The sequence below is a fragment of the Salinivibrio sp. MA427 genome (assembly GCF_001996115.1).
Lineage (GTDB): Bacteria > Pseudomonadota > Gammaproteobacteria > Enterobacterales > Vibrionaceae > Salinivibrio > Salinivibrio costicola.
The window spans coordinates 1-3,028 of the sequence record NZ_MUFH01000340.1; the positions used below are offsets into that span (position 1 = coordinate 1).

The 3,028-nt window shown below is 49.9% G+C and carries 3 protein-coding genes; 1 reads left to right on the plus strand and 2 read right to left on the minus strand.

What is annotated here, in order from left to right:
- Positions 1-130: 130 nt before the first annotated feature.
- Entirely contained in the window at positions 131-652 is a 522-nt protein-coding gene (locus BZG79_RS14210; RefSeq protein ID WP_077774725.1) for a gamma-glutamylcyclotransferase family protein, read from the plus strand.
- A 157-nt stretch (positions 653-809) separates the two neighbouring features.
- Here the strand turns inward: BZG79_RS14210 and BZG79_RS14215 are convergent, their stop codons facing one another.
- Both BZG79_RS14215 and BZG79_RS14220 read right to left on the minus strand, forming a co-directional pair.
- Positions 810-1,823: an outer membrane beta-barrel protein gene (locus BZG79_RS14215; RefSeq protein ID WP_077679523.1), complete on the minus strand. Its 1,014-nt coding sequence runs from the start codon at positions 1,821-1,823 to the stop codon at positions 810-812.
- Between the two features lie 314 nt (positions 1,824-2,137).
- Entirely contained in the window at positions 2,138-2,839 is a 702-nt protein-coding gene (locus BZG79_RS14220) for a DUF2786 domain-containing protein (RefSeq protein WP_021023265.1), read from the minus strand.
- Between the last annotated feature and the right edge of the window lie 189 nt (positions 2,840-3,028).

Genomic DNA, 3,028 nt, shown 5'->3' on the forward strand with positions numbered 1-3,028 from the left:
AGCTTATTGAGTGGTTCCATGATGACTTCCTTGTTAACAACATTGCCGGATATTCTGGCAATTTGTATGAAAAAAGCAAGGCAGCCACCACCGTTCTGTCAGGTTATGCAATAAAGGAGTTTGCAACGTCATGTATCTATTTGGATACGGGAGTTTAATGAATCCGGCGTCACGGGCGCTGACCGGTGAATCTGGATGGACGTGCCCGGTTACCGTGACCGGGCTTAGTCGTCATTGGAGCAATGTCAGTGAGGCGTTTATTTCACCTTTGGTGGTGTTACAAGGTGAAGGTCAATGTAATGGGGTGCTGGTCAGCATCGATCCACAGTCATTGCCCGACTTTGATCGCCGAGAGGCAGGCTATCAGCGGTTACAGTTAGCTGAATCAAACATCACTCTGCCCGAAGACGTGACGCTTGATGGCCCCGTGTACGTGTATGTTGCCGATACGCAGCGTACCCCAGACGTAGACAAGCCGATTGCCCAATCCTATGTCGATACGGTCATGGCAGGCTGTTTACGCTACTCAGCGGATTTTGCCCGCGCGTTTTTAACCACCACTCAGGGATGGGAAGGCGCTTATCATAACGATCGCGCCGAGCCAAGGTATCCACGGGTGGCAGGAGTGAGCGATCAAGATAGAGTNAGATAGAGTAGACATCGATCGGTTGATGCAGGCGCACTTGACCGCTTTTACAGCGCGCGGTTAATCAGTCATTGATTGTTCATGACAAGAAAAGGCCACCGACAATGCGGTGGCCTTTGCGTATTTATATTTGCATATTTATATGATGCGATCGTCGATGTGATTAATTCACGTCCACATAAACGAACTCTGGCGAAGTGACTTCCACGCGGCGGTTTTTCGCACGACCGTCGGCAGTCTCGTTACTAGCGGTTGGCGCTGACTCGCCTTTGCCCATCACGGTTAAGCGCTCAGCCGCAATGCCCGCGTCTAAGAAGACATCCGCAACGACTTGTGCACGCTCTTCAGAGAGTGTTTGGTTATAAGCGGCAGGCCCTTGGCTGTCGGTATGACCCACAATCGTCGCTGTGGCTTCTTCATGCTTAAGCAACCGGTCAACTAATGGCTGCAAGGAGGCGACTGCTTGCTCAGATAACGTTGCTTTATCAAAGCCGAACATTTCGGTTTCGCCGGCCTCTGAGAGCACAATTGATTGCGGCTCGGCAACCGGCTCTGGCTCTTGAACGGGCTCTGGCTCTGCCATAACTGGCTCTTCAACCATTGCTTCAGTCATTGGCTCACTGGCGGTGCGGCCAAAGTGATAGGTCATCCCGACGGTGACGAGGTTATTATCAACGCTTGAGAAATAGCCATCATCCATATCATTGATGTGTTGGTATTCTAGGCGAAGGTTGAGTTTATCGGTGGCTTGGTGATCAACACCGATCGCGCCCATCAACGACACATCGTCGCGATCACCGGCATTGCTGTTAAAGTTCCACATCGCGCCGCCCACTTTCCCGTACAGTGCGGTATCGGGTTTAACGTGATACGACAATTTGGGGGCAAGTGTCAGCGCGGTGAGATCGCCCGATGCTTTACCAAAGGTATCGAATTCAGTGTCAAAGCGACCTAAATAATCATAGGTGCCTTCAAGCGCAAACCAGTCATTGAAATCATAACCAGTAATGATACCTGCCCCGAGCTCTTGATCACCACAGTCGGTGTCAGACACACAGCTATCTTCTAAAAACGACGGCCCAATACGACCCCCCATGTAAAGACCACTGTCTTGCTGTGCATAAGCTGCGGGTGCGACGGCCAGTAAGAGGCCGAGACCTGTCACGACTTTTTTCATGCCACTCTCCTAATTAAGGATATGAAGTATCTTATTTTACACATTGTGAATGCTTGTTATTGAGTCACCTTAGACCATGCGATCGCAACTGCCAGCGAGTCGGGCAGACGGAACATAGATAATGTGACATGGATCCTWGGCTAGACCTGAGAGGCGTGTAACACAATAGGCGACAAGCGATTTGACCATGATTTGACGTGTTTAACACAAGTGTCTTATTGGTGGGAAAATACTGACAGAGGCCGGACAAATCGCCGGCCGTTTTCACGTGATGAGAGAGTATTAAAGGGGCGTTGGTTATTACAGAATTGTGGTTATGATTTTGTGTTACCTGTTAGGCGCTTTTGTGGGCCTTGACCGCTTACAGGGCGACTAACTGAAATTTCGCGGCCCTTTTTCATGCCACGTTCGTAGTCATCGGTCATTGCCGCCATGGCGTCTTTGAGTTGCTGCTTAAATGTCTCTCGGTCAATGTTGGCGAACTCTTTATCAATATAGCTTTTGATCTTATCGTCGCTGTCTCGGGCATCAAGCTGTGGCAATTTGTCGAGCGCCCCCTCAAGCCAGCCCGTCGTGAAGGACTGAACACGGCGGGTGACTTGTTGGGTGCTGGTGCCTGAGCCTGCGAAGCTGTTACGAAACTGGCCAATATGCTCATTCATATCGCGATACACCACATCAAATGCAAACGCCGCGAAAATAGCCCGGTCGGCATCACCGATAAATTCAGCCTGCTTGAGCCCTTTGTGGTTGACCAATACACACTCGACGCCAAAGCGACTATTGATGCCGCGGATAATTTTTAAGATCGATTGGTTAATAGACGCTGGCAACAGCTTCTCAGAGCGCGTTTTACCCATACTGATGAAGTCAATGTCGTCCTGATCGAGACCATGCTTCCGCATCAGCCGCTCGGCCATTTTAATCGCTTGCGCCGCCTCGTTGACATTGGCGGAATTGCTGAGCTCTAGACATTTAGCAATTTTTTTGAGCGCTTTGCTTTTCGGATCTGACATTCATACTTCCCGATAACGAACAAACGCGCATTGTATCGCGTCCGCAAGCGACAACAAAGGCGAGATTATAATGGGCGTCTCGGCGGAGCACGTTGTTTGGCGGTCATGTGTGTAAAAAGAGGGCCAAAACTGTTTATCTATACAGTAATTAGCCACGTTTGTTACACTGTCCTTATCATTCACACGATC

Excerpts from the sequence above, each read along its gene's own strand:
- BZG79_RS14215 (WP_077679523.1), bottom strand. The coding sequence starts at position 1,823 with ATGAAAAAAGTCGTGACAGGTCTCGGCCTCTTACTGGCCGTCGCACCC.
- BZG79_RS14220 (WP_021023265.1), bottom strand. The coding sequence starts at position 2,839 with ATGTCAGATCCGAAAAGCAAAGCGCTCAAAAAAATTGCTAAATGTCTA.